General features: G+C 64.7%; 20 protein-coding genes. 14 read left to right on the top strand and 6 right to left on the bottom strand.

Translation table 11 applies throughout. The features are described from left to right. The first annotated feature begins 5 nt into the window (after positions 1-5). The 4 genes from prsK to I2488_RS03720 all read left to right on the top strand — a co-directional run bounded on the left by prsK (position 6) and on the right by I2488_RS03720 (position 6,212). Entirely contained in the window at positions 6-2,141 is a 2,136-nt protein-coding gene (gene prsK / locus I2488_RS03735) for an XrtA/PEP-CTERM system histidine kinase PrsK (RefSeq protein WP_196274470.1), read from the top strand. Further along, positions 2,141-3,517, top strand: a complete 1,377-nt coding sequence (gene prsR, locus I2488_RS03730) for a PEP-CTERM-box response regulator transcription factor (protein ID WP_196274469.1) — start codon at positions 2,141-2,143, stop codon at positions 3,515-3,517. The genes prsK and prsR overlap by 1 nt, the downstream gene beginning before the upstream one ends. Next, complete coding sequence (locus tag I2488_RS03725; protein WP_196274468.1) at positions 3,483-5,078, top strand: tetratricopeptide repeat protein; 1,596 nt, start codon at positions 3,483-3,485, stop codon at positions 5,076-5,078. The genes prsR and I2488_RS03725 overlap by 35 nt, the downstream gene beginning before the upstream one ends. Before the next feature lie 72 nt (positions 5,079-5,150). Continuing rightward, positions 5,151-6,212, top strand: a complete 1,062-nt coding sequence (locus tag I2488_RS03720) for a CaiB/BaiF CoA transferase family protein (RefSeq protein ID WP_196274467.1) — start codon at positions 5,151-5,153, stop codon at positions 6,210-6,212. A gap of 4 nt (positions 6,213-6,216) precedes the next feature. On the opposite strand, the gene I2488_RS03715 is transcribed toward I2488_RS03720, so the two are convergent. Continuing rightward, positions 6,217-7,284: a DUF475 domain-containing protein gene (locus I2488_RS03715; protein ID WP_196274466.1), complete on the bottom strand. Its 1,068-nt coding sequence runs from the start codon at positions 7,282-7,284 to the stop codon at positions 6,217-6,219. Between the two features lie 30 nt (positions 7,285-7,314). Continuing rightward, entirely contained in the window at positions 7,315-8,184 is an 870-nt protein-coding gene (gene panB, locus I2488_RS03710; protein ID WP_196274465.1) for a 3-methyl-2-oxobutanoate hydroxymethyltransferase, read from the bottom strand. A gap of 205 nt (positions 8,185-8,389) precedes the next feature. Here panB and I2488_RS03705 point away from each other — a divergent pair, with 205 nt between their 5' ends. Beyond that, complete coding sequence (locus tag I2488_RS03705; protein WP_196274464.1) at positions 8,390-9,928, top strand: amino acid permease; 1,539 nt, start codon at positions 8,390-8,392, stop codon at positions 9,926-9,928. 74 nt (positions 9,929-10,002) lie between these two features. On the opposite strand, the gene I2488_RS03700 is transcribed toward I2488_RS03705, so the two are convergent. After that, positions 10,003-10,485, bottom strand: a complete 483-nt coding sequence (locus I2488_RS03700; protein ID WP_196274463.1) for a pyridoxamine 5'-phosphate oxidase family protein — start codon at positions 10,483-10,485, stop codon at positions 10,003-10,005. A 161-nt stretch (positions 10,486-10,646) separates the two neighbouring features. Here I2488_RS03700 and I2488_RS03695 point away from each other — a divergent pair, with 161 nt between their 5' ends. After that, on the top strand, positions 10,647-11,432 hold the full coding sequence (locus tag I2488_RS03695; protein WP_246465466.1) for a hypothetical protein: 786 nt from the start codon (positions 10,647-10,649) through the stop codon (positions 11,430-11,432). Beyond that, positions 11,323-12,918, top strand: coding sequence for a DNA polymerase Y family protein (locus tag I2488_RS03690; protein ID WP_246465465.1), 1,596 nt, complete (start codon positions 11,323-11,325; stop codon positions 12,916-12,918). Before I2488_RS03695 ends, I2488_RS03690 begins: the two co-directional genes overlap by 110 nt. Here the strand turns inward: I2488_RS03690 and I2488_RS03685 are convergent, their stop codons facing one another. After that, complete coding sequence (locus I2488_RS03685; protein ID WP_196274462.1) at positions 12,919-13,815, bottom strand: alpha/beta fold hydrolase; 897 nt, start codon at positions 13,813-13,815, stop codon at positions 12,919-12,921. It lies immediately after the preceding gene. A gap of 124 nt (positions 13,816-13,939) precedes the next feature. Between I2488_RS03685 and I2488_RS03680 the strand changes: the two genes are divergently transcribed. Genes I2488_RS03680 through I2488_RS03670 form a run of 3 tightly spaced genes read left to right on the top strand, consistent with a single transcriptional unit; the run spans position 13,940 to position 20,039 of the window. Beyond that, positions 13,940-15,187, top strand: a complete 1,248-nt coding sequence (locus tag I2488_RS03680; RefSeq protein ID WP_196274461.1) for a putative DNA modification/repair radical SAM protein — start codon at positions 13,940-13,942, stop codon at positions 15,185-15,187. Next, positions 15,184-16,623: a UdgX family uracil-DNA binding protein gene (locus I2488_RS03675; RefSeq protein ID WP_196274460.1), complete on the top strand. Its 1,440-nt coding sequence runs from the start codon at positions 15,184-15,186 to the stop codon at positions 16,621-16,623. Before I2488_RS03680 ends, I2488_RS03675 begins: the two co-directional genes overlap by 4 nt. Continuing rightward, positions 16,623-20,039, top strand: coding sequence for an error-prone DNA polymerase (locus I2488_RS03670; protein WP_196274459.1), 3,417 nt, complete (start codon positions 16,623-16,625; stop codon positions 20,037-20,039). The genes I2488_RS03675 and I2488_RS03670 overlap by 1 nt, the downstream gene beginning before the upstream one ends. On the opposite strand, the gene I2488_RS03665 is transcribed toward I2488_RS03670, so the two are convergent. After that, entirely contained in the window at positions 20,036-22,591 is a 2,556-nt protein-coding gene (locus I2488_RS03665; protein ID WP_196274458.1) for a hypothetical protein, read from the bottom strand. The two genes, I2488_RS03670 and I2488_RS03665, sit on opposite strands and share 4 nt — an antisense overlap. A 71-nt stretch (positions 22,592-22,662) precedes the next feature. Between I2488_RS03665 and I2488_RS03660 the strand changes: the two genes are divergently transcribed. The 4 genes from I2488_RS03660 (at position 22,663) to I2488_RS03645 (ending at position 26,762) form a co-directional block, all read left to right on the top strand. Continuing rightward, positions 22,663-22,968, top strand: a complete 306-nt coding sequence (locus I2488_RS03660; protein WP_196274457.1) for an Hpt domain-containing protein — start codon at positions 22,663-22,665, stop codon at positions 22,966-22,968. A gap of 148 nt (positions 22,969-23,116) precedes the next feature. Beyond that, the gene (locus I2488_RS03655) at positions 23,117-24,379 is read left to right on the top strand and encodes a glycosyltransferase family protein (protein ID WP_196274456.1); all 1,263 of its coding nucleotides are present in this window, start codon (positions 23,117-23,119) and stop codon (positions 24,377-24,379) included. Positions 24,380-24,388: 9 nt separating this feature from the next. After that, positions 24,389-25,363, top strand: a complete 975-nt coding sequence (locus I2488_RS03650) for a hypothetical protein (RefSeq protein ID WP_196274455.1) — start codon at positions 24,389-24,391, stop codon at positions 25,361-25,363. 19 nt (positions 25,364-25,382) lie between these two features. After that, positions 25,383-26,762: a sensor histidine kinase gene (locus I2488_RS03645; protein WP_196274712.1), complete on the top strand. Its 1,380-nt coding sequence runs from the start codon at positions 25,383-25,385 to the stop codon at positions 26,760-26,762. A gap of 4 nt (positions 26,763-26,766) precedes the next feature. On the opposite strand, the gene I2488_RS03640 is transcribed toward I2488_RS03645, so the two are convergent. Next, positions 26,767-26,958: a hypothetical protein gene (locus tag I2488_RS03640; protein ID WP_196274454.1), complete on the bottom strand. Its 192-nt coding sequence runs from the start codon at positions 26,956-26,958 to the stop codon at positions 26,767-26,769. Positions 26,959-26,960 lie beyond the last annotated feature (2 nt).

Genomic DNA, 26,960 nt, shown 5'->3' with positions numbered 1-26,960 from the left:
GGCCGGTGCAGAGTCCTCTTTCCTGGACCGGCTTCGGGCAATGGGCGTTTCTTGCCGCTGCGTTCGCGTTCCTGCTGCTGACCGGCTGGCGCTGGGATCGGCGGCGCAGCGAGCAGGCGGGCGCTGCCCGGGCAGAGATTGCGGCGTTCACCCTGACCGGCGCGTGGGCTCTGGTCGTTGCGGGGACGGGATACGAAACGCTGGCCTCGCAGGCCTTCGAGACACTGCGCAGCCTTGCCTGGCTGAGCCTCGCATTCGCGATGTTCTCGCGCGATGGACGCCATACCAGCGTGGCGCCGATCCGGCCGGTGATGGCGGCGCTGGTGTTTGTCGAGATGCTGCAGTTCCTGCTGCTCATGATGAACCTGCAGTACGGCGGCAATGCGGTGACGCAGGCGATGATCTTCCAGATCTCGGTCCTGTTCCGCCTGCTGGTGGCAACAGGCGCGCTCGTTCTGGTGCACAACCTCTATGCCGGTGCGATGGCGCAGCAGCGGGTGGCGTTGCGCTGGACCTGCATCGCCATGGCGACGGTCTGGGGCTACGATCTCAACCTCTACACGATCGCCTACCTTGCCCATGGCCTTCCGGTAGAACTCGAAGCGATGCGCGGCCTAGCCCAGATCGGCGTGGCGGGGTTGCTGACGATCGGGGCTGTGCGCGGACGTTCGGCCTTGCGCTTCTCGCCATCGCGCGCGGTGGCCTTCCAGTCGCTCTCGCTGCTGGTGATCGGCGCCTACATGATCGTGATGGTCGGTGCGGCCCAGTCGCTTGCCTGGCTGGGCGGGAATGCCGGGCAACTCGCGCAGCTTGGCTTCGTCTTCGTGACGAGCGTGCTGGTGCTGGCGATCCTGCCTTCGGGGCGCTTGCGCGGCTGGATCAAGGTCATGCTGGCCAAGCACTTCTTCCAGCATCGCTATGACTATCGTGCCGAATGGCTGCGGTTTACCCGGACGATCGGTCGTGCGGGCACCCACGCGCCTTCGCTGCATGAGCGCGTGGTTCAGGCCGTGGCCGACATTACCGACAGTTCGGCTGGCCTGCTCCTTTGCCAGGCCGAGAGCGGCGAGATGGTGCTGTCGGCGCGGTGGCAGTGGCCGACTGCCGATGTGCCTGCCGAGGCAATCGCGGCAGACAAGGTGAGCTTCTTCGAGAAGCGCGGCTTCATCGTCGATCTCGACGAATTGCGCGCCGGGGTCGAGCATCAGGGCGAGAGGTCTGCCGTGCCGCAGTGGCTGGTAGAGGAGCATTCGGCCTGGGCGCTGGTGCCGCTGCTGCACTTCGACCGGCTGGTCGGGCTCGTCGTGCTGGGACGGCCGTCGGTGGCGCGCAAGCTTGACTGGGAGGACTTCGACCTGCTGCGCGTGGTGGGGATGCAGCTGGCGAGCTACCTGGCCGAACATGCCGGGCAATCCGCGCTTCTGGAAGCCAGCCGGTTCGAAGAGTTCAACCGGCGCATGGCCTTCGTCATGCACGACATCAAGAATCTGGCGAGCCAGCTCAGCCTGCTGTCGCGCAATGCCGAGAAGCATGCCGAGAATCCGGCGTTCCGCGCCGACATGCTGATCACGCTGCGCAATTCGGCCGACAAGCTCAACGCGCTGCTGGCGCGCCTGTCCCGTTATGGCGGCAACGCGGCCGAGCGGGTCGAGGATATCGATGCCAGCGAGGTGATCCGGACGGTGGCGGGGCGTTACAATGCGCCGGGCATGCTGCAGGTCCATGTGACGCACGACGCGCCCTGCCGGGTTCTGGCCAATCGCGAGGTGCTGGAGCAGGTGATGCTGCATCTGGTGCAGAACGCGATCGATGCCAGCCCCGAGGGCATGGCGGTGTTCCTGCAATGCAACGTCGACGGGCTCTATGGAACCATCGAAATCATCGACACGGGATGCGGGATGAGCGCCGAATTCATCCGCAACCGCCTGTTCCGGCCCTTCGTCTCGACCAAGCAGGGCGGCTTCGGCATCGGCGCCTACGAGGCGCGGGAAATGGTGCGCGCGATGCGCGGCAAGCTCGAGGTCGAGAGCCGGGAAGGGCTGGGCAGCCGTTTCATGGTGCGCCTGCCGCTGGCAGCTACGCAGGGACTGATCGATTCTATCGAAGGGGACAGCGGCTCCCCAGGGAAAAAGGTGGCGTGATGAGTGAGGCGAAAGCGGGGCAGCGACCAGTGCTGCTGATCGTCGAGGACGATCCGGGACTGCAGGCGCAGCTCAAGTGGGCCTACGAGGATTTCGAGGTGGTGATTGCCGGCGACAGGGCCAGTGCGCTGACGTTGCTGCGTTCGGAAGAGCCGGCTGTGGTCACGCTCGACCTTGGACTGCCGCCAGACCCTGACGGGACGACCGAGGGCTTTGCGGTGCTCGACGAGATCATGGCGCTGCGGCCGCAGACCAAGGTGATCGTGGCTTCCGGCCACGGTGCGCGCGAGTCTGCCTTGAAGGCGATCGAGAAGGGCGCTTACGACTTCTACCAGAAGCCGGTGGACATCGATGCACTGGGTCTGATCGTGCGGCGGGCGCTGCACCTCTCGCAGATCGAGGCCGAGAATCGTGTGCTGGCAACGCGCGCATCGACCGACAACAAGGTGCTGGGCCGCATGGTCACGGCGGCGCCGGAGATGATCAAGGTGGCGCGCACGATCGAGCGCGTGGCCAATACCAATGTCTCGGTTATGCTGCTGGGCGCGAGCGGAACCGGCAAGGAACTGCTGGCGCGCGGTCTGCACGATTCGTCCGGCCGGGCGCATGGCTCGTTCGTCGCGATCAACTGCGCGGCGATCCCCGAGAACCTGCTGGAAAGCGAGCTGTTCGGCCACGAGAAGGGCGCGTTCACCGGGGCGGTCAAGACCACCGAAGGCAAGATCGAACTGGCCAGCGGCGGCACGCTGTTCCTCGACGAAGTGGGCGACATTCCGCTGCAGCTTCAGGTCAAGCTGCTGCGCTTCCTGCAGGAGCGCACGATCGAGCGCATCGGCGGGCGCCGGTCCATCGAGGTCGACACGCGCATCGTCTGCGCCACGCACCAGAATCTTGAGGCGATGATCGCGGACGGGCGTTTCCGCGAGGACCTCTACTATCGTCTGGCCGAGATCGTCGTTCGCATTCCCGGGCTGGCTGAACGGCCGGGCGATGCGACGCTGCTCGCCAAGACGTTCCTCCTGCGCTTTGCCAAGGAAATGAACCCCGCGGTGAAGGGCTTTGCTCCCGATGCGCTGGCCGCCATCGACGGGTGGAACTGGCCGGGCAACGTGCGCGAGCTGGAGAACCGGGTGAAGCGCGCGGTGATAATGGCCGATGGCAAGCTGGTCAGCGCCGCCGATCTCGATCTGCCATCCGCAGATCCGCAGGAAGCCTCGCCCCTGAACCTCAAGACCGCGCGCGAGGTGACGGATCGGAAAGTCATTCGTCATGCCCTCGCACGCAGCGAGGGCAATATCTCCAGCACGGCGCGCCTGCTCGGCATCAGCAGGCCGACGCTTTATGACCTGCTCAAGCAGTACGATCTCCATAGCTAGGATCGCGGCGGCGGCGCTGGCGGCACTGGTCCTTGGCGGGCCGGTGCGCGGCGATGTGCCTGCCGGCCTGCTGGCCAAGGCGCGCGCGGCAATTGCCAAGCGCGACGGTATCGCCGCCGAAGCACCGTTGCGTGCGGCGATGCGGCTGGGGGCGTCTGTGGATGACGTGCGCGCGGAACTGGGCGAAGCGCTGCTGCTTCAAGGCGACCGCCGCGAAGCGCGCCGGGTGCTCTTTGGCGGAGACTTTCGGCCCGAGAGTGCGGCGCATGGGTGGCAGTTGCGCGGGCGGATCGAACTGATCGAGGGCCGTCTCGCGGCAGCGGGACAGGCGTTCGACCAATCGTGGGGGATTGCGCCGGACAATGCCTCGCTGTGGGTGGACATCGCGCGACTGCGGTTCAGCGGTGGCGAGCAGGCACAGGCCATTGAGGCCGCCGAGCGCGCGGTGAAGCTCGACCCCAAGGATCCGCGCGCGCTCGAACTGCGCGGGCTGCTCGTGCGCGAGCAATTCGGTCTGCAGGCAGCACTACCGTGGTTCGAGGCTGGGTTGCGGGTAGCGCCTGATGATGCGGGGCTGCTGGGAGAATATGCGGCGACACTGGGTGACATGGGCCAGTATCGCGCGATGCTGGTGGTCTGCCGCAAGCTGGCCAAGGTCGATCCCGGCAATGTCCGCGCGCTTTATCTCCAGGCGGTTCTGGCGGCGCGTGCCGGGCAGACCGACCTTGCCCGCAAGATCCTGCTGCAGACCGGCACGGCTTTGCGCGACATGCCGGCGGCGATGCTGCTCAACGGCATCCTCGAATATCGCGCCGGCAATGCCAATCTCGCCGTGGGGCACTTCGACCGGTTGTTGCGCGTGCAGCCGGACAACCTGCAGGCGCGGATGCTGATGGTGCGCGCGCTCGAACGGCAAGGGTTGCACCAGCAGGCGAGCGAGATCGCTGCCGGTTGGGCCAGGCAGAGCTTTGCGCCGCCTTACCTCTTGGCGCTTGCAGCCGATGCCGAGGCGGGGCTGGGGCGCAAGGGGACAGCTGCATCTTTCAGGGAAAGAGCCAAGGTGGTCGGGCAACGCGCGGCAATGCCGATTGGGGCGGGCCAACCGCTGCCGGTGCTGGCGCTTGCCTATGGCGATGCACCCAACTTCGCTGCCAATGCGGTGCCCTACATTCGCGGGCTGATCGAAAGTGGCAATACGGCGCAGGCTGTCGGCGTGGCTGATCGCTTGCGGTTGGCCAACCCGGGAGCGGCCGAGGCCTGGCTTCTGGCGGGGGATGCGAGGCTGATGTCGGGGGATAGGGCCGGGGCGCTCGATCAATACGGGCGCGCGGCGCTGATCCGCTTCAATCTGCCGACGCTGCAACGTATCGATCATGTGATGCGGCTGCTTGGCAAGCCGGCAGAGGCCAACGGGATGGTGGCGCGCTATCTCAGGCAGAATCCCGCCAGTCCGCAGGCGCTGAAGCTGCTGTCGGCAGGCAGAGCCGCGCTAGGCGATGGTGCCGGGGCAGGCCGGATCGAATCCGTGCTGGCGGAGCGGGGCTTGCGCAATCCGTCATGAACTCTGCGCTCGACAAGGGTCGGTCTGCGCCGTAATCGAAATTCAATCGAACGATTAAACGCGGAGAAGGTCATGGCAGGCGCGCTCGAAGGGCTGACGGTACTCGAATTCGCAGGGATCGGCCCCGGACCCTTTGCCTGCATGATGTTGGCCGACCATGGTGCGCGCGTCATCCGCATCGACCGTCCGGCGAAGGGCGACCGGGTTGGCGACAGCGGCAACCGTGACATCCTCAATCGCAATCGCGAACGGATCGAGCTTGATCTGAAGGACCCGGCTGCCATTGCCAAGATCCGGGAACTGGTGAAGGAAGCCGATGCCATCATCGAAGGCTACCGCCCTGGCGTGATGGAGCGGCTTGGCCTCGGCCCGGAGGTGCTGCTCGCCGACAATCCGAAGCTCGTCTATGGCCGCATGACGGGTTGGGGCCAGGAAGGCCCGATGGCGCCGCTTGCGGGCCATGACATCAATTACATTGCTCTTGCAGGCGCGTTGCACAGCTTCGGGCAGGCGGGGAGCAAGCCGCAGTTTCCGGTCAACCTCGTCGGCGACTTCGGTGGCGGCGGGATGCTGATGGCGTTCGGCGTGATGGCTGCGGTGTTCTCGGCGCAGCGCACCGGCAAGGGGCAGGTTGTCGACTGCGCGATGGTCGATGGCGCGGCGATTCTCTCGGCCATGACTTACACGTTCCTTGGGCTTGGACGCTGGAAGGACGAGCGCGGCGTCAACCTTCTCGATGGCGGTGCCCACTTCTATGACACGTATGAAACCAGCGATGGCAAGTGGATATCGATCGGTTCGATCGAGCCGCAGTTCTATGCGCTGCTGCTGGAAAAGACCGGGCTCAAGGACGATCCTGCCTTCGCCCCGCAGATGGACCCGCGCGTCTGGCCGGATCTGAAGGCGCGACTGACGGCGCTGTTCCTGACCAAGACGCGCGACGAGTGGTGCGCGATCATGGACGGCACCGACATCTGCTTCGCGCCGGTGCTCAGCCTGCGCGAAGCCCCGAAGCATCCGCACAACACCGCGCGCGAGACGTTCGTCGAGGACGAGGGAATGGTCATGCCTGCGCCGGCACCGCGCTTCCTCGGCACCCCCGCCCCCAAGCCATCGCTGGCCGGGCGCGGCTGAGCGCTCAGTCGGCGCGGACGGCGTCGTCCAGTTCCGCGTCCGGATACTTGCGCTTGTGGCGGATCGACCACCACAGCGACAGGCCGATCAGGGCCGCGCCGACGAGGCCGGTGATCGTCTCGGAGATGTGGAACCGGGCCGAGAGGAGCATGATCGCGGCCAGGGCGATGATGGCCCAGAACGCGCCATGTTCGAGGTAGCGGTACTCCGAGAGAGTGCCTTTCTTGACCAGCATGATGGTCATCGAACGCACGAACATCGCGCCGATCGACAGGCCGAGCGCGATGATCACCATGTTGTTCGACAGGGCAAACGCGCCGATCACGCCGTCGAAGCTGAACGATGCGTCGAGGACGTTGAGGTAGAGGAAACCGCCGAGCCCGGAGCGGACGACAAGGCCTGCCGCTTTCTGCGCTTCGTCGCGCATCTCGAGGATCGTGCCGAGCGCTTCCACGCCGATGAAGGTTACAAGGCCGAGCACGCCCGCAACGAGGAAGGTCATGCCTTCATCCTCGGGCAGGAGGAAGGTCATGCCGTAGAGCGCCAGCAGCAGCAGTGCGATTTCCGCCGCCTTGATGTTCGAGACTACCGCCAGTTTTTCCTCGATCCACTTGATCCAGTGAACTTCCTTCTCCCCGTCAAAGAAGAACGAGAGGCCGACCATGGCAAGGAAGGCGCCGCCAAACCCGGCAATGCCGACATGGGCGCTGCTGACGATTTCTTCATATCGCTTGGGCTCGTTGAGCGAGAGCTTCAGCGCCTCGACAGGCCCAAGCCCTGCCGCAATGGCGACGATCGCCAACGGGAAGACGATGCGCATGCCGAACACGGCAATGACCATGCCCCAGGTCAGGAAGCGCTTCTGCCAGACGTCGTCCATGTCTTCGAGCACGGCGGCGTTGACCACCGCGTTGTCGAAGGACAGCGAGACTTCGAGGATCGAGAGGACGAACACGATCCACACCAGCGACATCGTGCCGCTGGCCGTGCCCGTCTGCATCCAGCCATAGGCGACGGCCATGGCGAGGCAGACGAGCGTGAAAAGAATCGAACCCTTGTAGAAGCGGAGCAAGCGGAATTCCCCTGTTGAGCCCGAGTGCGCTTACTTGGGCTGGTAGGTCTGTTCAATGCCGGGGAACGCACGAGAGCGCACTTCGGCTGCATAAGTGGCGGCAGCGCCGGAAATGGTGTCGGCGATGTTCTCGTAGACCTTCACGAAGCGGGGCACGCGTTCGAACATGCCGAGCATATCCTCGGTGACCAGCACTTGCCCGTCGCACTGGGCGGATGCGCCGATGCCGATGGTGGGGCAGGGCACCGCTTGCGTGATGGCGATGGCAATGGGTTCGACCACCCCTTCGATCACGATGGCGAATGCGCCGGCCTCGGCCAAGGCTTGCGCATCGCCGACGATCTTGGCCGCTTCGGCCTCGCTGCGGCCGCGCGCGTTGTAGCCACCGAGCACGTTCACGGCTTGGGGGGTGAGGCCAACGTGACCCATCACCGGAATGCCGCGCTTCGTCAGGAACGCGACGGTTTCGGCCATTGCCTCGCCACCTTCGAGCTTTACCGCCGCGCAGCCGGTTTCCTTCAGCAGGCGCGATGCGCTCTCGAAGGCCTGCTGCGGCGAGGCTTCGTAGGAGCCGAATGGCATGTCGACCACGACGGCAGCGTGATAGGAGCCACGGACCACCGCCGCGCCATGCGCTGCCATCATGTCGAGCGTGACCGGCACCGAGGAGGGCAGGCCATAGATCACCTGACCCAGCGAATCCCCCACCAGCAGCAGGTCGCAATGGGCATCGAGCAGCTGCGCCTGCCGTGCGGTATAGGCGGTGAGCATCACCACCGGCTCCTTGGTCACGCCATCCTTCTTGCGCTGGCGGATCGCAGGGATCGTCAGCCGCTTCATTGGCGCCGGCGTGGGGTTGGCGCGGCTGGTTGCGGTGTCGAGCTGGAAGGTGGTGGACATCGTTGCGCATCCTCTGAGGCGGGCAGACGCTTCTACTTGCTTGGCAAAAACCCGCAAGGTGGCTCGATGTCCGGCCCATCTTTGATGCAAGTCTGGGGAAAAATGGCTTGCGCGATAGGCCGTTCCCGCTAGCGTTGCGGCGCATAACCTGGTTTCCGGCGCAACCGTTTTGGTTTCAGGTGCCGGACCAAGGCGGGAGAAATTCATGTTCGGTCGCGTCAAACCGCTCGACGCCATTCTTGCTACTGCAGAAAAGAAATCGCTGCATCGCTCGCTGGGCCCGGTCCAGCTCACCCTGCTCGGCGTCGGTGCCATCATCGGCACCGGCATCTTCGTGCTGACGGCCGAGGCCGCGCAGAAGGCCGGTCCCGGCATGATCTGGAGCTTCATCATCGCCGGCTTCGTCTGCGCGGTGGCAGCTTTGTGCTATTCGGAACTGGCCTCGATGGTGCCGGTCTCGGGCTCGGCCTATACCTATACCTATGCGGTGATGGGCGAGCTGCTGGCCTGGATGGTCGGCTGGGCGCTCATCCTCGAATACGCGGTGGCAGCTTCGGCGGTCTGCGTCGGCTGGTCGGGCTACTTCGTCGGACTCTTGCGAGATTACATAGGGTTGGAGATACCTGCGACGCTGGCCAACGGTCCTTTCGCGGGCGGCGTGGTCAACCTGCCGGCGCTGGTGATCGGCCTGCTCGTCACCTGGCTGCTGATGATCGGCACCTCGGAAAGCGCCAAGGTCAACGCGGTGCTCGTTGCCATCAAGGTCGGTGCGCTGTCGCTGTTCGTCTTCGCCACGTTCAAGTACCTGAACAACGGCCCGAACTTCACCCCGTTCACCCCGAACGGCTGGGGCATCATCGGCGTCGGCGGCGCGGCAGCTTCGATCTTCTTCGCCTATGTCGGCTTTGACGCCGTTTCGACCGCAGCCGAGGAGACCAAGAACCCGCAGCGCAACGTGCCGATCGGCCTGATCGGCAGCCTTGCGATCTGCACCGTGTTCTACATTCTCGTCGCTGGCGGCGCGATCGGCGCAATCGGCGCGCAGCCTGTCACCGGCCCCGGCGGCGAAGTCCTCGCTCCGGGATCGACCGCACTGGCCGATCAGTGCGCATCGCTTGCCGCGCTCGGCAAGGAGCCGCTGGCCTGCTCGAAGGAAGCTCTCGCGCACGTCCTCAAGGAAATCGGCTGGACCAAGCTGGGCGGCGTGATTGGCCTTGCCGCGGGCCTTGCCCTGCCGTCGGTCATCCTGATGATGCTCTTCGGCCAGACCCGCATCTTCTTCGTGATGGCGCGCGACGGCCTGCTGCCTGAAAAGCTCGCCACCATTCACCCCAAGTGGAAGACCCCGCACATCGTCACCGGCATCACCGGCGTGTTCGTCGCGGCTGCTGCGGCATTCCTGCCAGTGGGCAAGCTGGCCGACATCTCGAACTCGGGCACGCTGTTCGCGTTCTTCATGGTCGCCATCGCCGTGCTGGTGCTGCGCCGGACCGAGCCCAACCGTCATCGCCCGTTCCGCACGCCGCTGATCTGGCTGACGGCGCCGCTCGCCATCGTCGGCACTTTCGCGCTTTACCTGCTGCTGCCGTTCGATGCGAAGATGGTGCTGCCGGTGTGGGGTGCGCTCGGCCTGCTGATCTACTTCGGCTACAGCCGCAGCCGCAGCCACGTGGGCCGTGGTCTCGTGGAAGTGCACGAGGAAGACGCCGACGCACCGCCGCAGCCGGTGCCGCCGATCAACTGATCCGGCGAAGGCGCAAAAGAGCAAGGGCCGCTCCTTCCGGGGCGGCCCTTTTCGTTGGCTGGCAATGGCAGTGCTTAGAGTTTGGTGTCCGTGTAACCGCCCTTGACGTCGTCGGTAACGTCCATGCCCAGCGCCATCTTGGCAGTGCCTATCAGGCCGAGTTCGCCCGCCCAGATCGAGGCGTCGCCAAGGTTCATGCGCATGAACAGCAGGTTGGGGGAATCCGGACCGCCCGGAAACCAGGCTTCGACGAAGTTGTTCCAGTGCTCCTCCAGCACCGCGCGGTCGGTTTCCTCGACCAGCACGCCATGGAAGCGGGCGAACACGTCGTGGCCCTTGGAGGAGAACGTGGCGGTGGCGCCGCCCATTTTGGCAAAGCGGTTGTCGCGGCTGGTGAAGAACCAGATGGCACTGTTGGCGTCCTTGTCGAGCTGCGCTGTCATCGGCGCGGCCGAATCCGGATCGTCGTCCAGCTGGAGCATGACGTAGGGCGACGAGGACATCGCCTTCCAGAATTTTTCGCGCAGCTCTTCGGGATTGCCCTGATCGTACTTCATCGCAGGAATGTCCTTTGCTTGTCGGGAGTTGCCTGATGAACGGGAGGGGGCAGGGGAGGTTCCCCCCAGACTTTTCCCCAAGGCTGTGCACAAAGGGGAAACCTGAGGTGGATTGCGCGTTTCGAAAAACGGAACATAATAAGAACAAAGGAACGAATCGCATGATCGATCACGCCCCCATTCGCGATCCTGTCGCGCCCCTTATCGCTCTGGCTCCCGGTCTGGTGCGCGGCATCGGTGCGTCTGCACGCACGCCGCGCTGGCAGCCGGGGCTGGCACTGGATTGCCCCCATGCCGAACTGTTCGCCCCGGCCCGTGATGCTTGCGGGGCGGGGATGGCATTGGCGCTTGCCCGCGATGCCCTGCGTCTGCAGCAGGCCGCAGAAGTGCCCGATCGTCGCCCCTTCCTGTGGGTTCAGGACAAGGCTGCGTTGCGCCTGTCCGGCCGACCTTACCTGCCCGGGCTGCCTGCGGACCTGCGCCATCGCCTGATCCACGTTGCCGCCGCTACGCCCGAAGATGCCCTGTTCGCGCTGGAAGAGGGCCTGCGATGCCGTGATCTCGCTTTCGTGATCGGCGAGATCGCGGGCAATCCCAAGGCGCTCGATTTCACCGCCTCGCGCCGTCTCAGCCTTGCGGCAGAGAAGCATGGCGTACGGCTGTGGCTGGTGCGGCTCGACGCCCGGCGCGATCTCGGCGCGGCACGGATGCGCTGGGAAGTGGCGCCAGCGCCATCGCCCAAGCCACACTGGAACGCCCATGCCCCGGGCAAGGCAACATGGCGGGCCGACCTGTTCCGCGCCCACACCTTCCACCCCGGACAATGGACCTTGCGCGATGACGACGCTCTCCTCGTCGCCGAACCTGCTGCCACCCAAAGCTCCTCGGCGCCGGATCATGGCGATCTGGTGCACGGATCTGGCGATCGATCGCTGGCGACTGGCTGAGGGGACCGCGCGGAGGGAGGGGCTCGACGCTGCCCCGCTGGCCTTGATCGAGGATACCGCGCACGGCCCCCGCATTGCCGCTGCCAACCCCGCTGCCCGTGCTGCCGGGGCTGCACCGTCGATGCGCCTCACCGATGCGCGCACGCTCTGTCCGGCCCTTGCCGTGCGCCCGGCCGATGCTGCGGGCGACCTCGCGTTCCTTGAGAACCTTGCCCTGTGGGCGCAGCGCTGGGGACCGTGGAGTGCGCTCGATCCGCCCGATGGACTGCTGGTCGACACCAGCGGCGTGGCTCACCTGTTTGGTGGTGAGCGGGCGCTGATAGCGGATGTGCTGGCCCTGCTGGAAAGGCGTGGCCTTGCTGCCCGCGCCGCGCTCGCTCCTACGGCAGGCGCGGCATGGGCGCTTGCGCGCCATGGACCGCCAGCTGTGATCCAGCCCCCGGAGGCAGACCCGCACACCTTTCTCGCCGACCTTCCGGTTGCCGCGCTGCGTCTCGATGCCGATGTGATCCTGCTGCTGCGCCGCCTCGGCCTCAAGCGTCTGGGTCAGATCGAAGGGCTGACACGCGAGAACCTTGCCCGACGCTTTCGCAATCACCGCTCGGCCGCCGCCAATCCACTGCTGCGGCTCGACCAGATTTTCGGCTTGCGGCCGGAACCACTGTTGCCTGTCGTGGGCGTGCCCGCGCCGCTGGTCCAGCGCCGGCTGATGGAGCCGATCCGCCACCGCAGCCTGCTCGATCGCGTGGTCGAGGACCTCGCCACCGACATGGCGCGCCTGCTCGAAGGGCTGGGGCAGGGGGCCCGTCGCCTGGAACTGGGGATGTGGAAAGTCGATGGCGAAGTCCTGGTGCGTCGCCTCGAGATGGCCGCCGCCTCGCGCGATCCGGCCCATATCTGCCGCCTCTTTGCCGCCCGGCTTGACGATCTCGATGCGGGGTTCGGCATAGAACTGGTGCGCCTGCGCGTGCCTTGGGCCGAGCCTTTGCACTTGTCCCAGGCCGATCTCGATGCCGCAGCAGAGCGTCATGGCACCAGCCTTGCCGCCTGCATCGATCGCCTGACTGTGCGCCTTGGGCCGGAGGCGGTGCGGTGCCCGGTCGCCCATGCCAGCCACTTGCCCGAACGCGCCCAGCGCTGGCAGCCGCCACTGGCTGACTTGCCCTCTTCACAGGAAGAATTGCGTTTCCATCACAGGCCGCTGAAACTTCTTGATAAACCTGAGGCGGTTGCGGTCGTTTACGAAACCCCGGATGGTCTCCCCCGGCAGTTCCAATGGCGCGGCCAGCTGCACAAGGTCACCCGCGCCGAAGGGCCCGAGCGTATTGCGCCGGAATGGTGGCGCGAACGCTCCACGGTGCGCTTGCGCGATTACTACCGGATCGAGGACGAGGCCGGCCGCCGCTACTGGATCTACCGCCACGGCGTGATCGGCGACGGGCGCGGCGGAGCCCCCGAATGGTTCATCCAGGGGCTCTTTGCCTGATCAGATGGTGGGCGCGACGATGGTCTGCGCGGTCAGCGTATCGATCACTTCCTGCGGCATCGTTTCGGCCGGACGGCCGGAGAGGAAATCGAGCAGGTCCTTGGTCAGCCGCTCGGTCTGCGTCGCGAACAGGCCATGCGGCTCGCTATCGTACTCGATCAGCGTGGAATGCGGCACCGCCTTCGCCACGGCGCGTCCGGTTGCCTCGATCGGCACGGTGGCATCCGACGTTCCATGGATCACCAGAGTCGGCACGCGGAACGAGGGCAGGTCTCCCCGAAAATCGGTGGTGGCAAAGGCCTTCGCCGAAAGCAGCGTGGGCCTCAGGCCCGCCTGCATCGCTGTCACCCACGACAGCTTGAGCGTCTCGTCGCTCACCGGCCTGCTCAGCATGCCCACGCCATAGAAATCGCGGAAGAAGCCGGTGAAGAACTTGGCGCGGTCCTCCAGCATGCCATCGGTCATTTCATCGAAGGTCGATTGCGGCACGCCGTCGGGATTGTCGTCGTTCTGGAGCATGTAGGGCACGACCGAAGACACCAGCGCTACCCGCGAAACGCCGCGTCCTTCGTAGCGCGACATGTAGCGCGCGATCTCGCCGCCACCCATCGAGAAGCCGACCAGAGCCGCATCATCGCGGACATTCATTGCCGCCATGACGTCAGCCAGATCATCGGCAAAAGTATCGTAGTCATAGCCGCCCGAAGGCTGGTCCGACCGTCCGAATCCGCGCCGGTCATAGGCAATCGCTCGGAAGCCTTCATCGGCCAGTGCATTGCTCACAGGGTCCCAGCTGTCGCCCGAAAGCGGCCAGCCATGGATCAGCACCACCGGCGGACCGTCGCCCCACGCCTTGGCATAAAGACGGGTCCCGTCACGGGTCTCAATCATCGGCATCAACTGTCTCCTCGGGTCCCGCCCGTGTGATGCCTGAACGGCTCGTCCCGTTTCGCGTTCCTTCCCTCAGCCTGTCCACAGGTACGGGCTGGCGAAGTGCCTGGAAAGAACATATAAGGAACATATGTCGCAGTTGTCCGTCCTCGAACGCCTCGAGATCCTCGCCGATGCCGCCAAGTACGATGCCTCCTGCGCATCGTCGGGCACCACCAAGCGCAACAGCAAGGGCGGAAAAGGCATCGGGTCGACCGAGGGCATGGGCATCTGCCATGCCTATGCCCCCGATGGCCGCTGCATCTCGCTGCTCAAGATCCTGCTGACCAACCACTGCGTGTTCGATTGCCACTATTGCGTGAATCGCAAGAGTTCGAACACTCGCCGCGCGCGCTTTACCCCGCAGGAGGTGGTGGACCTGACGCTGTCGTTCTACCGCCGCAACTACATCGAGGGGCTGTTCCTGTCCTCGGGCATCGTCAAAAGCTCCAGCCATACCATGGAGCAGTTGATAGAAGTCGCCCGTATCCTGCGGGAGGAACACGATTTTCGTGGGTACATCCATCTCAAGACAATCCCCGAGGCCGATCCCGAACTTGTCGCCCAGGCCGGGCTCCATGCTGATCGCGTCTCGATCAATGTCGAACTGCCCACGGTGGCTGGCCTGACCCGTCTCGCGCCAGACAAGTCCGCGCCGCAGATCGAAGGCGCGATGGGGTCGCTGAAGGAAGCGATCGTCGAGGCCAAGGATGCTCGCAAGCGCTTCCGCCATGCGCCGAAATTCGCGCCTGCCGGCCAGTCCACCCAGATGATCGTTGGTGCCGATGCCGCGACCGATGCCGATATCGTCGGCCGCGCCAGCACGCTTTATGATCGCTTCCGCCTGCGCCGCGTCTATTACTCTGCTTTCAGTCCGATCCCCGATGCCAGCGCGGTCCTGCCGCTGAAGCGCCCGCCCTTGATGCGCGAACACCGCCTCTACCAGTCCGACTGGCTGATGCGCTTCTACGGCTACGCCCCGCACGAGGTGCAGCAGGCAGCCGGCAACGATGGCATGCTTCCACTCGATATCGACCCGAAGCTCGCCTGGGCTCTGCGCTTTCGCGGGGATTTCCCGGTCGATGTCAACCGCGCCCCGCGCGAGAAGTTGCTGCGGGTGCCGGGGCTGGGGGTAAAGGCGGTCAACGCTCTCATCGCCGCGCGCCGCCAGCGCCGCCTGCGCCTTGCCGATGTTGGCAAACTCACCGTTTCGCTCGCCAAGGTGCGCCCGTTCATCGTCACCGAGGATTGGCGCCCGCTGCTGCTGACCGACCGGGCCGATCTGCAAAGCCTGCTGGTGCCAAGCGCCAAGCCCACGCAGATGGAACTCTTCGCATGAAGCCGTTCCGCGACATGCGCCTGGCAGAAGCGTTCCGCATCCAGCTTGCCGCGCCGGACGATTTCGAGGGCTGGCGCGATGCCGCGCGCCGCATGGTTCGCGCCGACGTGCCGCCTGATCGGATCACATGGGAATCCCCCGCCGATCAGGGCGGGGACCTCTTCGCCCATGGTGACCGCCGCCTGCCATCGCCCCCTGCCGATGCCCCGCAGCCCCGCGTTTCAAGAGACTTCCTGCAACTTGCGCAGAGCGTGATCCTTCATTCTGACTCTACACGCTTTTCTCTCCTCTATCGTACCCTGTGGCGCTTGCAGTCGCGCCCGCGCCTGATGGACGACAAGGCCGATGCCGATGTCCGCGCCATGGAGGATCTCGCCCGGCAGGTGCGGCGAGACATTCGCAAGATGCGCGCCTTCGTCCGCTTTCGGGTGGTGGAGGGTGAAGAGGGCGAACACTACGTCGCCTGGTTCGAGCCCGAGCACCATATCCTGCGCGCCAACGCCGGGTTCTTCGTGCGCCGCTTCACCACCATGCGCTGGTCGATCCTCACCCCGCGCGGGACGCTGCACTGGGATGGCGAGGCGCTGCAGGAAGGCCCGCCCGCCACGCGTGCCGATGCGCCCTCGGGCGATCCGGTCGAGGCGCTATGGCGCAAATACTATGCGTCGATCTTCAATCCTGCGCGTTTGAAGGTCGGGGCCATGCTCAAGGAAATGCCCCGCAAGTACTGGAAAAACATGCCCGAAGCGGCGCTCATCCCCGAGCTGATCGCAGGCGCGCAAGCACGCGAGGCGCAGATGGTGAAGGCGGGCGAACAGGACTTCGGCGAACGGCCGCAAAGCCTTGGCGCGATTGGCGAGGCGATCCTCGGCTGCCGCCGTTGCGAGATCGGCTGCAACGGCACCCGCGCGGTCATGGGCGAAGGGCCTGCATCCGCCGCGCTGATGATCGTGGGCGAGCAGCCGGGCGATAGCGAGGAGGAGCAGGGCCGCCCGTTCGTCGGTCCGGCCGGCCGCCTGCTGCGCTCGCATCTCGAAGAAGCGGGGATTTCCGACGAACGAACCTACGTCACCAACGCGGTCAAGCACTTCAAGTTCGTCCCTCGCGGCAAGCGGCGCCTGCACCAGAACCCTACGGCCAAGGAAATCGACGTCTGCCGCTGGTGGCTGGATGGCGAGCGCGCGCTGGTGCAACCCCGGCTGATCCTTGCCTTGGGCGCAAGCGCCGCGCGTAGCCTGCTGGGCAAGACGGTCAGCGTGCAGAAGGTGCGAGGCGAGCCGCATCGGCTCGAAGATGGCAGTGAGCTGTGGATCACCACGCACCCCAGCTACCTCCTGCGTCTGCAAGATCACGGTCGTGCTGAGGAAGAAGCCAAGTTTGCGAATGACTTGCATCGGGTATCACAGAGACTTTCGGAACTTTCGGGCGCAGTCTGATGCCCGAACCCGCGTTGACGCCGCCGCGGCGCCATGTCGCGCCATTCGAAGGGCCGCCACCGTCACCAGCGGCCTTTGTAGAACTGGGGCTGGCCACGTGCTTCTCGTTCCTGCGCGGTGCCTCGGATGCCCGGGATCTGATCAAGGCGGCACGCGAACTGGGCTACGATGCGCTGGGGATTGCCGATGCCAATACCCTGGCGGGCGTTGTGCGTCTGCACACCGAAGCCGACGGGGCGGGTATGCGTCCCGTCATCGGCTGCCGGATCGAGACCGTGGAGGGACTTGCCTTCCTCGCCTATCCGCAGGATCGCGCGGCCTATGGCAGGCTGTGTCGGCTCATCTCCACTGGACGAATGCAAACGCTGGCGGGGGAATGGCAGGCCAAGGGCGTCTGCGAGATCGATTTGGCCATGCTCGCCGACCACGCCGAGGGCGTTCATCTGATCGTCGTGCCACCTGCCGATCTGGATCAAGCATTTACGGTCGAAAGCGAAAGCAATGTCTACGCTTTTCCAAGTGGAGAATCCCCAGCTCTTCCACCGGTCGCGAACAGCCTGTCCCTCCCTTTCCCCGAGCTTCTCCCCCGGCTTGTCCACAGCCTGCCGACCATGCGCCATCTGGCAGCGAGCTATCTCTACATTGGTGACGACATTGTCCGGATCGAACGGCTGAACGGTCTCGCACGGAGCAATGGCCTGGGCCTGCTGGCTACCAACGACGTGCTCTACGCGACGCCGGACCGTCGCCCGCTTCAGGACGTGATGACGGCAATCCGCCACAAGACCACCGTGGCCAAGGCCGGGCACTTGCTCGAACCCAATGCCGAGCGGCATCTCAAATCGCCGGAAGAGATGGTGCGTCTGTTCGAACGCTGGCCTCACGCGATCCACGCCACGCGTGAAGTGGCGGACTCCTGCCGTTTCAACCTCAAGGAACTGAGCTACGAATACCCCGAGGAGATCTGTCCCGAAGGCCACGATCCGCAGTCATGGCTGGAAGCGCAGACCTGGGAAGGGGCAAGGGGACGTTATCCCGACGGCATACCCGACAATGTGGCCGAGACCTTGCGCCGCGAGCTTGACCTGATCGGCAAGCTGAACCTCGCAACCTACTTTCTGACCATCAAGGATATCGTTGACTTCGCACGTAATTGCGATCCACCGATCTTGTGCCAAGGACGTGGCTCGGCTGCCAATTCCGCGGTTTGCTACTGCCTCGGCATCACTGCCGTTGATCCCGCCAAGCACGCGCTGCTGTTTGATCGCTTCATTTCCGAAGAGCGCAAGGAGCCGCCCGACATCGACGTCGATTTCGAGCATGAGCGGCGCGAGGAGGTCATCCAGTATATCTATCGCCGCTTTGGCCGTGCGCGGGCGGGGCTTTGCGCGACGGTCATTCACTACCGTCCGCGCATGGCGATCCGCGAAGTGGGCAAGGCGATGGGCCTGTCCGAAGATGTCACGGGTGCGCTCGCCCGCACCGTCTGGGGCAGCTGGGGCACCGAGGTGGGCAAGAGGAACGTCAACGAAAGCGGGCTGGATGGTACCGATCCCTATCTCAGGCGGGTTATCGCCATTGCCCAGCAAATGATTGGCATGCCTCGGCATCTTTCCCAGCACGTCGGCGGTTTCATCCTGACGCAGGGACCGCTGACCGAGACCGTGCCGATCGGTAATGGCGCCATGGCCGATCGCAGCTTCATCGAATGGGACAAGGATGACATCGACGCGCTCGGGATCCTCAAGGTCGATGTGCTGGCATTGGGCATGCTCACCTGCATCCGCAAGTGCCTCGACCTGCTGGGCACGCACCACGGCCGCGAGCTGACGCTGGCCACGGTCCCGCGCGAGGATCCGGCGGTTTACGACATGCTGTGCAAAGGCGATTCCCTCGGCGTGTTCCAGGTGGAAAGCCGCGCGCAGATGAACATGCTGCCGCGCCTGCGACCTCGCCAGTTCTATGACCTCGTCATTCAGGTCGCCATTGTCCGCCCCGGCCCGATCCAGGGCGACATGGTCCACCCCTATCTCAAGCGCAGGCGGGGCGAGGAGAAGGTGGAGATACCCGCGCCCGGCCCCGAACATGGTCCAGCCGACGAACTGAGCTCGATCCTGAACCGCACGCTGGGCGTGCCGATCTTTCAGGAGCAGGCGATGAAGATCGCGCTCGATGCGGCGCAGTTCTCCAGCCTCGAAGCCAACCGCCTGCGCAAGGCCATGGCCACGTTCCGCTCCCGGGGGATGGTGCACGAGCTTGAGGACATGATGGTCGGCCGCATGGTCAAGCGCGGCTATGATCCCGATTTTGCCGAGCGCTGTTTCAACCAGATCAAGGGCTTTGGCGAATACGGCTTTCCCGAAAGCCACGCGGCGAGTTTCGCCCACCTCGTCTATGTCTCGTCATGGCTGAAGTGCCATTATCCGGCGGCTTTCGCCTGTGCCTTGCTCAATTCGCAACCTATGGGTTTCTATGCCCCTGCGCAGATCGTCGGTGATGCGGCGCGGCATGGCGTACCGGTGTTGCCGGTCGATGTGAACCATTCGGACTGGGATTGCACGCTGGAGCAGGAGGGGCGCGCGCTTCGGCTTGGTCTCAGGCAGATCGATGGGTTTCCTGAACATGCTGCGGCAATGCTCGTTGCGGCGAGGGGCGAGGGCGGTGCCTTCACCGATGCCGCCAGCCTCAAGGAACGGGCAGGGCTGTCTCCGGCGCTGGTCGAGCGGCTTGCTGCGGCAGATGCGCTGGGCTCGCTCGGCCTTTCGCGCAGACAGGCACTGTGGGATGCGCGCAGCCTTGTCGCGCCCAAGGAACTGCCGCTGTTTGCCGCCATGACGTCACGCTCGGAAGGGGAGGAGCGGATCCGTGCCGTGCTGCCGATGATGCCGTTGTCGGAAGAGGTTGTGGCCGATTATCAGACGCATCGCCTGTCGCTGAAAGCCCATCCCATGGCGTTCCTGCGGCCGATGCTGGGAGAGCGTGGCTTCGTGCGGGCGGCAGATCTCCGCAGCCACAAGTATCGCGCCACGGTGCAGGTGGCTGGCGTGGTGCTGGTGCGCCAGCGTCCCGGCAGCGCCAAGGGCGTCTGCTTCATCACGCTCGAGGACGAGACCGGTGTGGTCAACTTGGTGATCTGGCCCGACCTGATGGAGAAGCAGCGCAAGGTGATCATGGGCGCGCGACTGATGGAGGTGCGCGGACGGGTGGAGTATGACGACGAGGTTATCCACGTCATCGCCATGCACCTGACCGATGCCAGCGCCAGTCTGGACGCGCTGTCCGATGCCGACCGGCTCATGCCGCCGATTGCCCGGGCCGACGAATGCAATCGCCCGATTCCGGAACGCGCAGGGCCAGGCGCACGAACTCACCCGCGTGACGTGAGGATCATCCCCAAGTCACGCGATTTCCACTAGGTCCGCAGGCGTTCGATCCCCTGTGCCAGCGCAACATAGAGCTTGCCCATGTCGGAAGAGAGTAACGTAACGCCCAGCGCGTTACCGTCACGCGTGGAAAGCAACTGGCGGAGCATCGATTCGAAGTCGTGGATGTAGCGGTTCACGTGTTCGCGGAATTCGCTTTCCGCTTCGTAATGCGCCTGCACCGCCTTGGCCTCGGCGCTTTCGAGGAGTGATACGGCACGGCGGGTGAAGATGCCGCGATCGCCGCGCAAGTACGAAGCCCATGCGGTTTCCGAGACATCGGTCGAGAGCGCCTTGGCGATGTCGATGGCCGAGGAATTGAGCGATTCCGTAATCAGCGCAGCGCGACGGGCGAAATCGTTGTCGACCTTCTCCTCCGCCTTTTCCCGCACGCGCTCAACCCGGGCTTCGAGATTTCCCGCCAGTTCGTCGACCTTGGTAAGTTGATCGCGCATCTGGATCGCGGTGTCGCGGCTTGCAGCGGCGGCGGCATCGATGGCTTCCTCGAGGCGTCCGACCAGTTCGGCGGCGCGCCCCTGCAGGACCCGCGCAATCGCGGCGCTGCTTTGCTCGCCCAGCTTTTCGGCCAGACCTTCGATTTCGCCTGCAGTGCTGGAGCGCAGATCATCGCCGGCTTTGATGGCGGCATCGTTCAAGCTGCCGATTGCACCGGACAGCCTGCTTTCGATCTCTTGCGACAGAGCCTCGCTTTGCGCACGCACTTCGGAAAGCACTTCCCGCAAGGTAGCAAGTTGCTTCTCGCGTTCAGCAGCCTGTTCAGAAAGGGTCTTCTGAGCCTTCTGCAATTCCTTGATCGTGGTCGAAACTTCACTGCGAGCACTGCCAACGGTCTCCGACAGGTTGCGCCCGCCATCGCCCGCTTCGCGCAATGTGTCGCGCAAGGTGAAGACGCGATCCTCCAGCCCCTTGAGCCCGGCTTCGGTGCTGCGCAACGCCTCCGGAATCTGGGTGCGGGTATGATCGCCACCGGCCTGGATCAGTTCGAGCAGGCGCACGGCGGAATCGGTAAGCTCACCGATCTGCAGGTCCGTGCCCGACAGAGCATGGCGCATCTCGCCAAGGCGCGCGTTGAGATCGGCCATGGCCTTGTCGACCTGCGAGGCAGTCTGTTCGCCTTGCTCACCGGAACTGCGAAGAACACCCGAGAAGGCGCTGACCTTCTTGCCAATATCCTCGCAGCGCTCCGCCAGCTTCTCTGCTGCGGCTGCCTGCATCAGGCGCTGCGCTTCGATCGCATGATCCATCTCGGCAAGCTTTGCCGCCAAGGCTTCGGCGGCAGAGGCTGCGGCATGCTCCATCGCCGCGCGACGTTCGGCCACCGCCTCGTCGATCTCGGCAAGGCGCTGTTCGAGCGAGGCGCGCTGTTCGGCAGCGCTGGCTTCGGCCGATGCGCGGCGACGTGCGAGTTGCTCTTCGAGATCCCGGCCCTGAGCCTCGAGCATGGCCGTGAGCGAGCGCGCCGCCTCTTCGAAACGTGCGAGACGTCCGGCAGAGTCGGCCAGGAGTCCTTCGTGCGCATCGCCGAGTTCGGCTAGAGTTCGCTGGAGTGCTGCGGCCTGTGCTTCGCTGCGTTCGCGCCAGGATTCAAGTGCAGCCTGCTCGGCCTCAGCGGTCAGGGTGGACTGCTCCGTGGTTCGCTGAACGAGCGCATCAAACCGGGATTCAGCAAGATTTCCAAGCTCTTCCGATGCCTTGGCAAACCCTTCAAGCGCCGTATCGACGCGGTCGCGGAAGGAGATCACCTGACGCTCGCTGGCAAGGCCGAACTCGTTGAGGCGCTGGAAGCCGGACACCAGTTCTTCAAGCTGAAGATGCGCGGTGCGGCCGGCGTTGCCGATATTGTTGGTCACGTCCTTCGCGGCATTGGCGATTACCGGCAACTGTCCGCGCAGCTTCTCCATGTTGTCGAGCGCGGCCGAGGAAACTTCTGCGATGCGATCGATCTGTGTCCCGTTGCGATTGATCAGGCCATCAAGCTGCGCCGCGCTGCCGGAAAGACGTTCGACCGCCACGCGGCCCAGCGAATCGAGGTCACGGCCCTGCGCAGCGATGAAATCCCGTGCCAGCGCAAGTTCGGTGTTGATCGTGACCAGACGCCTTTCGAGATGCGCGGATTCGCGCGAGAGCAGCAAAGCGGCATCGGCGAAGCGTGCGGCTTCCCGCCGGCTTGCCCGCATGATGACGAGGAGAAGCACAAGCACCAGCAGGACCGGCACACTCCACTGTGTCGTCCACCATGCCCATTGCTCGGCCTCGATCGGGCCGGTCTGGCGCAGGATGACGGCCCATGCAAAGAAAGCCGTCCAGGCCGCGATCGCCAGAACGGCAAGCGCGGGCGCTATCCAGCTCCTGTCCGTTGCTGGTGTTTCCTCGACGTCCCAATCACTTGCCGATGCTTGTTCAAGAAATGGCGGAGGCGTGTAGGTCGCGTCCGATTCCTCCGGCACGCTGGCTCCGGCCATGCTTGCTCCTGCGGCGGCCTCATCGGCGCCATCGATCGGAATGATCCGTCTTCCCCCGTTCATGCACCTGTCATATCACGATTTGATCCGGTCCATAAACCCCGCCTTAACGCTTCGGCCCGTAGCAGTTTCGCATGGCCTACGAAGGTGCCTCGCTCGACGCTAATCTGGCAGCTGCCGCCGGGCACGATGAGGCGCTCGTGCGCGAACTGCGCGCCGCATTTCTGGAAAGCGCGGAGCGGCAGGTCGATCTGCTCGGGCGCGCGCGATGCGATGGCAACTGGCATGTGGCAGCGATGCGGCTGAAAGGCCTTGCCGCCAGCTTCCACGCCGACGGTCTGCTTGATCTTGCCGAGCAAGCCATTGATGGCGCTCCCGGTGATCCGGCCATCCTGCGGCGGCTGCGCCAGATGCTCGATGATCTTGCAGTAAGCTCTTAACCCCTGCCAAGTCCGCTGCCCGCCTTGGCAGCGTGGCCGCCAGTCCCTACGATGGCGTGACAGGAGGCATTGTTTGCGGGTCGCAGTTCTATCACTGATTGAAACCACCAGCCGGGGCACGGAGCCTGCGGTGCCGACAGCGTCCGGCGTGGCTTTCCCAGGAACTGCCAATGCTGCGCAGGGGGCCGGGCTTCGTGGCTACCTGCAGATCGGCGGCCGGACGCTGCTTCGCCATCAGATCGGGCTTGCCCTGTCCCTCGGTGCCAAGCGCATCATCGTCATGGCCGAGGGCATCAGCGGAGAACTGGTGTCGTTGCAGCACGTTGCCGAGGCTGGCGGGGCGCAATTCCACGTTGTCGCCACTGCGCGCGGACTTGTTCCGCTGCTGCCGCCTGAAGACGATGTGATCGTTCTGGGTGACGGTCTGCTGGCAATGCCCGAAGCATTCCGGGACTTGATCGAGCAGGGGCCGGTGGTGTTGACCTTGCCTGTGGAAACGGCTCTCCCATTGGGTTTCGAGCGCATCGACATCAACAATGCCTTTGCTTCGGCGATGCGGATCCCCGGCCGCATCGCTGCCGGCCTGGCAGACTTGCCGCCGGAGTGGAACGCGCAGTCGGCGCTGCTGCGGCTTGCAGTGCAGGCGCGCGTCAATATGCGCGGCGTGCCGGTGGCGATGCTGGGAGACGGTCGCTGGAGCATGATCCGCGACGAGGACGATGCTCATGTGACCGAACGGCAATGGGTCAGATTGCACACCTCTCCGGCAGATGCAGGTAACGGTTCGCTGGGCGAGATCCTGGCGATGGCGTTTGTCCGACGCTTCGGGCCATCGCTGCTTCATGCTGGGACGCGGCCTTCTGTAATCGGAATTGCGGCAGGCGTAACGGGCCTGCTTGGTGGCGGCCTCGCCTGGCTGGGCAATTTTGCCACCGGTTTTCTGCTGCTTGGCCTTGCCTGGCTGATCGAACGCATCGGCAGCCTCCTGGGACAGGTCGAGCGGGACTCACTCCTGGCCTCGGGCCTTGCGCGGCGCAGCGTGGCATTCTTCCACCTCCTGATCGATGCCGGACTTGTCTCCGTGGCGGCATGGCGCAGCGAACTGCCGGTAACCAGCGCGCTTCCGTTCGGTCTGAACGTCTTTGCCCCGCTCCTGCTCGTCGGCGGCGCGCGACTGGCCCGTTTGATACTGGCACACACGCGCGGTGCGCATTGGCTTGAGGATCGCCTGGCGCTGGGAACGCTCCTTGCCATTGTAAGCATAGTCTTGCCGTTTGACGCCGCGATCATGCTGGCGGTTTTGACGCTGCTCGGCACTTGCCTGCTCATGCTTCAGTTCGGCACCGCACCTGCGGTAGCAAAGGCGCAGGCGGGCGGTTCGCCTAACCCGCAGTTAACCAGTCGGCCGTAAGAGCGATCCATGGCAACGACCGCACAACCCGGGACTGATACCAGCGCAATCGAGATGCTCCTGCGGGACGACCTGACGCATGCCGATCAGGTGATGGTGCACATGGGCCCGATCCTGCGCCACCTCCTGCAGAATGACGACAGTTCGATTTTCAGCGACGAGATCATTGCGCGTGTGCGGGGCATGCTGGCCGACATCGCCCGGCAATTGATCGAGGCAATCGACAAGGCCTCGGACCTTGGTTCGCCTCTGGCAGGGAAGGCCGAACCTGCCGCAAGACTCGCCGAGATGCTGGGTGGTAGCCAGGCTTTGCTCCATCATCTTCATATGCTCGCCGTCGAATGGCAGCTGACGGAGAAGCTTCGCGTACGGATCGGCTTGGATCCGGTTCTCACGCCATTGCTACAGGACCTCATCGCATCGGCAGATCCGGATGTGGCGGCGCGCGGCATCAATCTGCTGGCGGCTCAGGCCCGGTTCGGGCAATGCATGCGCCGGATGCAGATTCCGCTTTCGGAGTTGCCAAGGGACCTGCACCACATCGCCATGATGACGATGCAGGCATTGATTGCAGACGATGCTGCCGGCCTAGCCGTTGCGGGAACCGCGCAGGCAGCCTTGCGTCAGAACCGCTCGACAAGTGTGTCGCGACTGGATCTGCTCGACCACCTGACAAGGCAACTGGGTGGAGACATACCTTTGGCCCTTTCGCCTGACCGCGCCGGCGTAGCCTTGTTCCTTACTGCTCTAGCCTTCGGTGCCTCCGTGTCGCGCGAGATGGCAACCATGTGTACGACCGAAAGCCAGATGGCGCGCCTTGCGCTTGCGCTTTGCGCTGCCGGCAGTGGTCGCAGCGGACTCCTTGGCGCTTTCTCCGTGATTCATCCGGATGTGGCACTGCCTGAAGCAGTCGAAAGCATTGTGCCCGACAGAGCTGCGGCGATCCTTGCCTCGTCGCTGTCCAGTAATGGGGCACTGGCCTGATGCGCACCCCGGAGCGCCAATGACGACGGCGGGGCAAATCAGCGCCCGGTGCGATGCGGCGGATCGCCTGATCGAAGCTGACGAGGCACTCGCAGCGCTTCAGGTCCGCATGGGCGGTTCCTATCCGGGGACGCTGGCCATTCCCGAACTGTTGGCGCTCGTCAGGCGCTCGCGGATGGGAGGCCTGGCGCTGTCGAGCCGACTCACCGTGGGAGATGAGGGGCAACCGCTGTCCTTCTCGGCACGCGTAGCTCCCGATGAGAGTGGCACCCGACTGGAGATTGCCGACTGGAAGGTTGCGGAACAGGCGTGGCAAGCCGATGCTGCGGTCGGCGCGGACGACGGCCTGCTTCGTACGCTGGCCGAAGCGCATGTCGTCCTCGATGCCGAACAGCGCGTTGTCTCGGGTGTCGTTGATGGCGCCGATCTGGCGGAGTTCGCAGCGGCGCTGAATCAAGGCTTCGGTCGCTACTGGACCAGCCTGGTCGAGGTCGAGGGCAATCTTCACAGGCAGCCGCTTCACTGGCGTTTGCTCGACGGCGTTCGGGTGCGTGTTCCCGGATCGGGGCGCCTTTGGCAGGCAAAGCTGTTACCGCTGCGGGCGGGCGGTTTTGAACTCCTGCTGGTTGCGGAGACCGTTCTTGCAACGAATCCGGCCCCCGAAGGTCATCGACCAGCCGCAACAGGCGAGATTGGCGGATGGAAGGGGCTGCTGGGGCAAAAGCTTGCGCCAGCCTTGCGCATGCCGATCAACCGGATCATCGCCAATGCCGAGACGATCAGAACCCGTCTGGCGGGACCTCTGGACGACCACTACGCTGGCTACGCGGCAGACATTGCCGAGGCCGGACGACATCTGGCTGCGTTGGTCGAGGATCTTGCCGATCTCGAAACGGTCGAAGACAGCGATTTCACGCTGGCAGTCGAACCGGTTGACCTGGGTGACTGCGCAAGGCGGGCAGCGGGCATTCTGGGCGTGCGCGCGCAGGAAAAGGGCATCGCGCTGGTACTGCCTGGTTCGGACGAATTCCATGGCGCGATGGGCGAGTTTCGCCGCGTCCTGCAAATTCTGCTCAATCTGATCGGCAACGCCATCCGCTATGCTCCGGGGCAGACGACGGTGCGAATACAATGCGGGGGCGAGGGCGATTCCGCGTGGATTGCGGTCGAAGACGAAGGCGATGGGATTGCGCCCGGTCAGGCCGAGAAAGTCTTCGAGAAGTTCGAACGCCTTGGCCGCAGCGGCGATGGCGGAAGTGGCCTCGGGCTCTATATCTCGCGGAAGCTGGCTCGCGCGATGGGCGGGGACCTTTCTGTCGGCAAGAGTCCCGCCGGTGGTGCGCGGTTTGTGTTGCAATTGCCCGCAGCGGGGACCGGCCAGATCAGCGCCGCGGGCTGAGGACTCAGCGGGGTCCTTTCGCCCGCCACAGTGCAAGAACCCCGATCAGCATGAGGCCGGCGCCAATATAGGCCCATTGTGTCTGAGCCAGCATGAAGCTGGAGGACGGCCACATGATCAGGCCAAGGCCCTGGCCTACCCACAGGCCGCCCATGAGCAGGGCGATGATGCCGAAAATCCTGAGAACTGTCGCCATCA

The organism is Novosphingobium jiangmenense, from assembly GCF_015694345.1.
GTDB classification, from domain to species: domain Bacteria; phylum Pseudomonadota; class Alphaproteobacteria; order Sphingomonadales; family Sphingomonadaceae; genus Novosphingobium; species Novosphingobium jiangmenense.
Note: the sequence above shows the minus strand (reverse complement) of the source record. Positions and strands in the feature narration are given on the sequence as shown.

What these genes read in the sequence shown, in the direction of transcription:
- I2488_RS03680 (WP_196274461.1), top strand. Translation starts at nt 13,940, where the DNA reads ATGTCGCAGTTGTCCGTCCTCGAACGCCTCGAGATCCTCGCCGATGCC.
- prsR (WP_196274469.1), top strand. Translation starts at nt 2,141, where the DNA reads ATGAGTGAGGCGAAAGCGGGGCAGCGACCAGTGCTGCTGATCGTCGAG.
- I2488_RS03650 (WP_196274455.1), top strand. Translation starts at nt 24,389, where the DNA reads ATGGCAACGACCGCACAACCCGGGACTGATACCAGCGCAATCGAGATG.
- I2488_RS03725 (WP_196274468.1), top strand. Translation starts at nt 3,483, where the DNA reads ATGACCTGCTCAAGCAGTACGATCTCCATAGCTAGGATCGCGGCGGCG.
- panB (WP_196274465.1), bottom strand. Translation starts at nt 8,184, where the DNA reads ATGTCCACCACCTTCCAGCTCGACACCGCAACCAGCCGCGCCAACCCC.
- I2488_RS03720 (WP_196274467.1), top strand. Translation starts at nt 5,151, where the DNA reads ATGGCAGGCGCGCTCGAAGGGCTGACGGTACTCGAATTCGCAGGGATC.
- I2488_RS03670 (WP_196274459.1), top strand. Translation starts at nt 16,623, where the DNA reads ATGCCCGAACCCGCGTTGACGCCGCCGCGGCGCCATGTCGCGCCATTC.
- I2488_RS03675 (WP_196274460.1), top strand. Translation starts at nt 15,184, where the DNA reads ATGAAGCCGTTCCGCGACATGCGCCTGGCAGAAGCGTTCCGCATCCAG.
- I2488_RS03705 (WP_196274464.1), top strand. Translation starts at nt 8,390, where the DNA reads ATGTTCGGTCGCGTCAAACCGCTCGACGCCATTCTTGCTACTGCAGAA.
- I2488_RS03645 (WP_196274712.1), top strand. Translation starts at nt 25,383, where the DNA reads ATGACGACGGCGGGGCAAATCAGCGCCCGGTGCGATGCGGCGGATCGC.
- I2488_RS03700 (WP_196274463.1), bottom strand. Translation starts at nt 10,485, where the DNA reads ATGAAGTACGATCAGGGCAATCCCGAAGAGCTGCGCGAAAAATTCTGG.
- I2488_RS03660 (WP_196274457.1), top strand. Translation starts at nt 22,663, where the DNA reads ATGGCCTACGAAGGTGCCTCGCTCGACGCTAATCTGGCAGCTGCCGCC.
- I2488_RS03685 (WP_196274462.1), bottom strand. Translation starts at nt 13,815, where the DNA reads ATGCCGATGATTGAGACCCGTGACGGGACCCGTCTTTATGCCAAGGCG.
- I2488_RS03640 (WP_196274454.1), bottom strand. Translation starts at nt 26,958, where the DNA reads ATGGCGACAGTTCTCAGGATTTTCGGCATCATCGCCCTGCTCATGGGC.
- I2488_RS03690 (WP_246465465.1), top strand. Translation starts at nt 11,323, where the DNA reads ATGACGACGCTCTCCTCGTCGCCGAACCTGCTGCCACCCAAAGCTCCT.
- I2488_RS03695 (WP_246465466.1), top strand. Translation starts at nt 10,647, where the DNA reads ATGATCGATCACGCCCCCATTCGCGATCCTGTCGCGCCCCTTATCGCT.
- I2488_RS03665 (WP_196274458.1), bottom strand. Translation starts at nt 22,591, where the DNA reads ATGAACGGGGGAAGACGGATCATTCCGATCGATGGCGCCGATGAGGCC.